Annotated in this window: 6 protein-coding genes; 4 read left to right on the top strand and 2 right to left on the bottom strand. The window is 58.7% G+C overall.

The window, feature by feature from the left end; translation table 11 throughout:
• Positions 1 to 347 precede the first annotated feature (347 nt).
• From U9R25_02170 to U9R25_02155, 4 genes are all read left to right on the top strand, one after another.
• Complete coding sequence (locus U9R25_02170) at positions 348 to 572, top strand: hypothetical protein (protein ID MEA3334684.1); 225 nt, start codon at positions 348 to 350, stop codon at positions 570 to 572.
• Positions 573 to 575: 3 nt separating this feature from the next.
• Positions 576 to 1,907 carry a DnaJ C-terminal domain-containing protein gene (locus tag U9R25_02165; protein MEA3334683.1) on the top strand — a complete coding sequence of 444 codons (1,332 nt, stop codon included), beginning with the start codon at positions 576 to 578 and terminating at the stop codon, positions 1,905 to 1,907.
• Between the two features lie 55 nt (positions 1,908 to 1,962).
• Entirely contained in the window at positions 1,963 to 4,533 is a 2,571-nt protein-coding gene (locus U9R25_02160) for a CehA/McbA family metallohydrolase (GenBank protein MEA3334682.1), read from the top strand.
• A gap of 61 nt (positions 4,534 to 4,594) precedes the next feature.
• Positions 4,595 to 5,161, top strand: a complete 567-nt coding sequence (locus tag U9R25_02155; GenBank protein ID MEA3334681.1) for a GNAT family protein — start codon at positions 4,595 to 4,597, stop codon at positions 5,159 to 5,161.
• A 6-nt stretch (positions 5,162 to 5,167) separates the two neighbouring features.
• Here U9R25_02155 and U9R25_02150 read toward each other — a convergent pair whose 3' ends face one another.
• Positions 5,168 to 5,527 (bottom strand): cupin domain-containing protein, encoded by a 360-nt coding sequence (locus U9R25_02150; protein MEA3334680.1) that lies wholly within the window; start codon positions 5,525 to 5,527, stop codon positions 5,168 to 5,170.
• 3 nt (positions 5,528 to 5,530) lie between these two features.
• A complete protein-coding gene (locus U9R25_02145; GenBank protein ID MEA3334679.1) occupies positions 5,531 to 6,286 on the bottom strand; it encodes a hypothetical protein in 756 nt (251 codons plus the stop codon).
• Positions 6,287 to 6,569: the final 283 nt, after the last annotated feature.

The raw sequence follows: 6,569 nt of genomic DNA, 5'->3' as shown, positions 1-6,569 counted from the left end.
TTGGCTCCCAATGTGTCCCTTTGACGGCTGCGCAAATGCAATTCTCACACAAATGGTGTATAATTCTAAAGGTGATCGGGCGAGAGCTAATCTACCAGTTACGGATGACCTGAAGCGGTAATCGGTATTCGGTAATCCGATGGGATTCGACACGGTTCTGGATCGGGTTACCGATTACCGGTTACGGGTTACCAGGTTCGGTGGACGGTAAGCGGTAATCGGTATTCGCTATTCGGTAATCCGATGGGATTCGACACGGTTCTGGATCGGGTTACCGATTACCAGTTACGGGTTACCAGGTTCGGTGGACGGTAAGCGGTAATCGGTATTCGCTATTCGGTAATCGGATGGGATTCGACACGGTTCTGGATCGGGTTACCGATTACCAGTTACGGGTTACCAGGTTCGGTAATCAGATGGGATTTGACGCGGTTCCGGATCGGGTTACCGATTACCAGTTACGGGTTACCAGGTTCGGTAATCAGATGGGATTTGACGCGGTTCCGGATCGGATTACCGATTACCAGTTACGGGTTACCAGGTTCGGTGGTCGGTTCGGCAAGATAGGATGATAAATGGAATACAAAGATTATTATCAGATTTTAGAGGTATCAAAGAGCGCGGATGAACAGGTGATAAAGAGCGCCTACCGCAAATTGGCCAGGCAATACCACCCGGACGTCAACGATAACAAGGCTTTTGCCACCGAAAAATTCAAGGAACTCAACGAGGCGTACACCGTATTGTCCGACCCCGAAAAGCGGCGACATTACGATAGCTTCGATGCGCGTTGGACCCAGCGAAGCTATTCGAGTTCCCAGAGCTACGGGCGCGCGTCCACCTCCCGGCAAAGCTATCAGAGAACAACAGCACAGCAGACTGACTCTTCGACGCGAAGTCGCCAGAGTCGACGCCGCACCTACACACAAACCATCGACGCCGATGATCTGGAAAACATCCTGCGCGGCTTCGCTGCTGCCTACGGCAGCACCCGTACCAAACGCAAGTCTTCCGGCGGCGATTTCTCCGATTTCTTCGACGCCCTTTTTGGCAGTTTCTGGGCCAGCGAAGAAGGGTCCGGACAGCGCACGCCGCAGCCCCGCGGCAAAGACATCCGCATGTCAACCGAGGTTTCCCTGAAAGAGGCCTTCACGGGAACAACACGCACCCTTCGCTACAGTGACGGCCGTCGGGTAGAGGTGACGATCCCTGCAGGGTCCAGCACGGGCACTCGCTTGCGCTTGCAAGGACAGGGACAACGAAGCCTGTTTGGCGCCCGCGGCGACCTTTTTCTCGATATGGAAGTCACGCCCGATCCCAGGTTCGAACGCAAGGGCGATGATCTGTGGGTCAAAGTCAACGTCGATCAGGCCACGGTGGACAGCTCTGGCGAGCTACAGGTGCCCACCATGGAGCAACCTGTTTGGTTGACCTTGCCCGCCGATACGCAACATGGTCAAGCGATCCGGCTCCGGGGGAAGGGCATGCCCAGCCTGCAGACCCCGGGCCAGATGGGCGATCTTTTCGCCGTTGTGCAAATCACCAAGGGAAGGCGTCGAAGAGCCAAAAAGCAGGCTGGCGACTCCACCGGTGGTTCCTGGAGAAACTGGCTGCGCAGGCTGACCGGCATCGGGCTTTTGGCAGTCGGTCTGATCGCCATCGCCGCCCAGGCGGTGGCAGGTACGCCCGTCGGCTGGCTACTGGTTATGGCCCTGGCGTTGATATTGGTTGAGCAAGGATTAAGCAGTCATTCGCGCGGATGGATTATGGCAGGCGTTGCGAGCCTGGTTGCCGCGAGCTTTCTGGCCACGCAGGCCAACCTTCAGATAAACGATGTGTTGACCCAGGGCTGGCCCCTCATTCCGGCGGCCAGCGGTTATTACCTGCTTCGCCGCGGCGAAGCGTAAGTGGTCCTTTGCGAAGGAAGTTACTCTTCGCTGAAGTGACCACCAGGAGAAAACCATGCCCGAAATTCAAGATGGTCCTCATTCACCCCTGTTCGCAACCCTATCCTTTGCGGGAAACACCAGACTGTCCGATTTGACCGATGCAGATATTTCCGAAGGGATGGCAGCCGCATTGGACCACGCGCCAAGCGGGTCGTGCGTCAGTTGGGGCATCCCTTTCGAGATTGATAGCGTGCTCCTGCTGAACGAGGGACCCGTTACCATCGAATGTGCTCCGACGACCGCGCAGTGGTTCATCTTCATGCACACTTCTGACCTGCCGCCCATCGAAACCAACGCGCACGGTTTCATCTCCCCCATGCGCGGCCAGGGGCGACTGGCCGAACACACCGCCGATTACATCCTGCTTTACGCCGACGGCACAGAAGAACGGGCCGCCATCCGCCGTCGACATCAAATTGGAGCGTTCAGCAAACGGTGGGGCGAAAACTGTTTTCAGGCGGTTGCTCATCAAAAACCGCATCCCATGCGAGCGGCACATGAACAGACCCGGGGAGGCTGGGGCCGGACACAAACACGCACCATTCAACCCGGCAACAGTCTGTCCTGGATTAACTGGCTGTGGGCGTGGCAAAACCCGCAACCACGCAAGGAAATAACCGGTATTCGCTTCGAGCCGGTATCGGGGCCGGTGCTTGTGATGGCTGTTTCTGCCGGGAACGCCTCATCCAACCCTCTGCGCTGGCAAACCCGCCGCAAAGCCTGTTTGGCTTTGCCCGAGGGCGTAACCTTCCAGCCCGATTCAAACGATTTCGGCTTGCTCGAGCAGATTCAACTTGATTTGGGGCAGGTTATCTCAGCCGTGCCCCGCCCCGTCTATCCTCAGGATGAGTGGCCGGACACCGACAACAACCGGCGGCCGTTCATCTCCAACCATGAGATCCTGATCGAATACACCGCACACCCAGACGCCAATTTTCATCTCAGCGGCGGGCATACGACGGCCGTGGCCCAGGTCGAGGCTGGTGCAGCCGACGGCATCTTGCAACCGGTGGAACGGGCCAGCCGGCGCGTCAATCTGCGGGTGGTAGAAAAGGAAAACGGCCGTGTTGTGCCTGTCAGGCTGCACGTGCATGGCGAGTGGGGCGAATACCTGGCACCGATCGACCGCCACCGCATCCCCAACAGCGCATGGTTTGAGGATTATAGCGTGGATTATGTGCATACCGCCCGGGCCGAGCCCGATCGAGCCCATTATTCGACCTATATCCCTGGCGAGACGGTAATTGATCTGCCTTTGGGACAGGTGTATGTGGAGGTATCAAAGGGGTTTGAGATACGGCCGCTACGCACCATCATCGAAGTAACCGCCGATACCGAAACCATCACCCTCAAAATCGAAAGGGCGCTGCACTGGCGTGAAAAAGGCTGGGTTACGGCCGATACCCACGTCCATTTCCTTTCGCCCACCACCAGCCTGCTGGAGGGCAGCGCTGAAGGGGTGAATGTCATCAACCTGCTGGCCAGCCAGTGGGGCGAGTTGATGACCAACGTGGGCGATTTCGATGGCAGGACCACCTGGGGGTCTAAAGAAGCAGGCGGCGACGGCGAATATCTGGTGCGCGTAGGCACGGAAAATCGCCAGCATGTGCTGGGGCATATCTCCCTGCTGGGCTACCAGGGCAGCATCATCGTCCCCCTGTGCAGCGGCGGCCCGGACGAGTCGGCACTGGGCGATCCGGTTGCGGTCTTGCTGACGGAGTGGGCGCGGCAGTGCAAAAAGCAGGGTGGATTGGTGGTCATGCCTCACTTCCCCGATCCCCGCCTGGAAAATGCCGCCAGCATTATCGAAGGGGATATTGACGCCATCGAAATGACCTCATGGGGCGAGTTGTACGTCGGCATTGACCCATACTCGTTATCGGATTGGTATCGTTATTTGAACTGCGGCTATCTGGTTCCGCTGGCGGGCGGCACGGACAAGATGACGGCGAACACAGCCGTTGGCACCATACGCACCTATGCCCGCATCGCCGCAAACACGCCCTTCACCTACCAAAGCTGGATGGAGGCCGTGCGCCGTGCCGAAACCTTTGTCACCTATGGGCCATTGCTGGAATTCGCTGTCGATGGACAGCCCATGGGCAGCCGCATCGGGATGTCTGCCAGCGGCGGCACAGTAGATGTCACCTGGCAAGTAGCCAGCGTCACCACTCCTATGACACGCGTGGAGTTAGTGGTCAATGGCGAAATTCGGGAGAGTGCGGCCGTCTCCCCCAACCAGGCCGCCGGACATTGGTCGTTCAAGGTAGAGAAAAGCGGTTGGCTGGCCCTGCTGGTGCGCGGCCATCAACCCGAGCAGCCGGAAATCATCGCAGCCCACTCCTCCCCGGTCATGATCACGCTGGAAGGATCGCCCCTGTTGGCGGCAGCCGACGCCGTCACCATCCTGGAGCAAATCGAAGGGGCGCTGGCCTACGTGGACGCCATCGGCACCCGCGCCGACGAGAAGGCTTACAAGCGCATGCGGCTGGTTCTCACGTCTGCACATCGCACTTTGCACAATCGCATGCACGCTCAGGGTTATTACCACGAGCATACGCCGGTAACGGCGCATCATGAATAGATAGGACGCAACCTCACCCGCCCAGGCCATCAACCTGACCGCCCAATCACGGCCGGCTCAAATGCAAAACACCAATCTGCTCCAGGGTGATCAGGTTCGGCTGACCGCCTTGAGCGAAGAAGATCTGCCCCTTCTATGGCATTGGTACCAGGATGCCGGTTTTCTGCGTCTCCTGAACGCTACGCCAGCCCAACCGCGCAGCAAAAAACAGTTGCGTAGCTGGATCGAAAACAGCAGCGCTTCCGATCGGGACATGACCTTGGCGATCCGCACCCTGGACGACGACCGGTTACTCGGTTATGTCGAGTTAGATGGTATTCTTTGGAATCAAGGGGTAGCTTCCCTCAGCATCGCCATCGGGAACCGAGACGCTTGGGGCCGCGGCTATGGCCGCGAGGCACTGGCGTTGATCCTGCGCTTTGCCTTTCAAGAGCTGAACCTGCACCGCATTGGCATCACCGTCTTCAGTTATAATCAACGAGCCATTGCCCTCTACGAAAGCCTCGGTTTTCAGAAGGAGGGCGCGATGCGAGAGTTTGTGCATCGCGATGGACAACGCCACGACATGCTGGTCTACGGTCTACTGCGCCACGAGTGGCGGGCGCCGGGCGAGGAAGCGGGGAACTGAGGCGGGTTACGCCGCCAAACCGATAGAGACCCAGATCAGCGGCTCCACGGCCGCGGCAGGATTGGTCACCTCGTGGTCCATGTTCCGGGGAATGTTGACGCTCATGCCCGCGGCCACATCGAACACGTCCGCACCTAACAACATCTGCCCGCTGCCCTGCACAAACACGTAGAACTCGGGGATAGGATGGCGGTGTCGCTCCATGGTCATGCCGGGGTCGAGGATCCCCCAGCAGGGAGCATAGGCAAACACGTTTTCCCGGATCTGATCGGGCTCAAGATCGGGGAAGATGCGCTGTACGAACATGGTATCGGCGTGGGCCTTCTCGAACCTGGTGCGGTCGAGCTTCCCAAGGTTCTCCTTCATCGGTTACCCCTCCTGCAACTTGCGAAAGATGTCCTCCATGAGCAGCACATCGGCCAGACAACGATCCCCGCTGGTGGGAAGGTCGCTGCCGTGGACAATGGCCGCCACAAAAGCCTGAGCCTGCTGGTGAAAGGCCCACTCGACCGGCGGGAACAGCCGCTGCTCCGACCAGACGCCAGCCACCTCCCGCCAGATGCTGACCTGTGCCACCTGTTGGCGATTCAACGGAGTCGCCGAGCGAATCTCCACCCGCCCACCCCCGAAAACCAGCGAGGTCTGCTCTTCCCAATGGTGGCTGTGGCTGGGGGTGCCCCGGAGACTGACCAGCACATCCTCGTGGCGCAGGGCCACCAGGAAGGACTGGCCGCCGCGATGGGCCGAACGGCAGACCATGGGCCCACCCGGTAACAGGAAGTGCAACAGGTTGACATTGTGGGCATAGATGTTCAGAAAATGGTCGTAGATTCCTCGTTGATCTCGGGAAAGAAAAGCCGGGAAGGTCGGTTCCAGATCGTTGACGAGGGGCGGCTCGCCGCTTTCGATGGGTTTCCCGGGGTTGTTCAGCCAGTCGCCCAGAAAGCAGGTAGCGCCCACCATCTTGAGAGGGCCCAGCTCGCCACTTTCCACAAAGTTCGCCACCGCCTGCTGTGCGAACTGGATGCCGGGATCGTAGCGCTTCATGAAGCCGACCGCGTAGGTGAGATCCTGCCGGGCCGCCATATCCACCAGTTCCACATGCGCCTGGGGCTGGGAGCTCATGGGACAGTTATTGATCACCCTTAATCACCAGTTCCACATGCGCCTGGGGCTGGGTCACCCGAACTCCAGGGGTGGCTTCATGGGCTTAACTACTGGCTACCTTCGATTTGTAAGATGCTTGTACAGATGTTATACTGTGGAGCGTACACAGTCACTTCACATTCGTCAGATCCCCACAGACCCTGGAAGTCCTTTGGCGCCGGGGAGTTGGCGGAGAGGCTGGCGCAGGGCAGTGTTTCGTCCCCTGGTTTTCAGCATCGCCAACATTCCAGCATATCTATTA

This window comes from Chloroflexota bacterium (genome assembly GCA_034717495.1).
GTDB lineage: Bacteria > Chloroflexota > Anaerolineae > JAAEKA01 > JAAEKA01 > JAYELL01.
Note: the sequence above shows the minus strand (reverse complement) of the source record. Positions and strands in the feature narration are given on the sequence as shown.